The 850-nt window shown below is 69.4% G+C and carries 1 protein-coding gene; it reads left to right on the plus strand.

Annotation, left to right across the window (positions count from 1 at the left end):
* Nucleotides 1-739 (plus strand): outer membrane beta-barrel domain-containing protein (locus tag D7V93_RS43580; RefSeq protein WP_120648726.1); only part of this gene is annotated, 739 nt, incomplete at its 5' end.
* Nucleotides 740-850: the final 111 nt, after the last annotated feature.

An 850-nucleotide genomic window follows, 5' to 3' on the forward strand; every position in this document is an offset into this window, starting at 1 on the left:
GGCCACCCCGCCGGGGCCTGCCACCTCCCAGGAGGAGGAGGCCGGTGACGTGTCCGAGGTGGACAAGGACGCCCTGGGCCCCCTTCGCGAGCGCATCCGGCCGGTGTCCGGCCACATGTTCCTCAAGAAGGGCCGCTTCGAGATCAGCCCGTCCGCGTCCGTCTCCATCCGCGACGCGTTCTACAAGAAGTACCTCTTCGGAGCCTCGCTCACGTACTACCCCACGGAGACGCTGGGCGTGGGCCTGCGCGCGGGCTACGCGGTGAACACCGTGGCCGGCTCCGCGCAGATCTGCGAGTTCGGCGGCGACAGCAGCGACACCCGCGGCTGCCGTGCTCCCTCCAAGGGCGAGCTGGACGGCCAGGCCCCCGGGCAGCTCACGCTGCTGGGCGGCGCGGACGTCCAGTGGGCCCCCATCTACGGCAAGCTGTCGCTGCTGGCGGAGAAGTTCGTCCACTTCGACATGTACGGCATCGTCGGCGCGTCGGTGGTGCAGTACCGCGGCCCTGAGACGACGCTCGTGGACGGCCAGCCCATCGCGGGCAGCAAGTCCTACCTCACAGCCGGCGGCAACGTGGGCGTCGGCCTGCGCTTCTTCTTCAACCGCTGGATGACGCTGCGCACGGAGCTGCGCGACCTCATCTACGTGGAGAAGGGCCGGGAGCCCACGCCCACGTACCTCCGCAACCAGATCCTCTTCGAGCTGGGCCTGTCCTTCTTCTTCCCCTCCGGTTCCTAAGACTCATGATGCGCACCCACCGGCTCCTCCGTCTCGCCGTCCTCGGGCTCACGCTCGCGTGGGCGGCTCCCACCATGGCCCAGTCCTTCGAAGGCCTGGACCTGGCGGGAC

The sequence above is a fragment of the Corallococcus llansteffanensis genome (assembly GCF_003612055.1).
Classification (GTDB): domain Bacteria; phylum Myxococcota; class Myxococcia; order Myxococcales; family Myxococcaceae; genus Corallococcus; species Corallococcus llansteffanensis.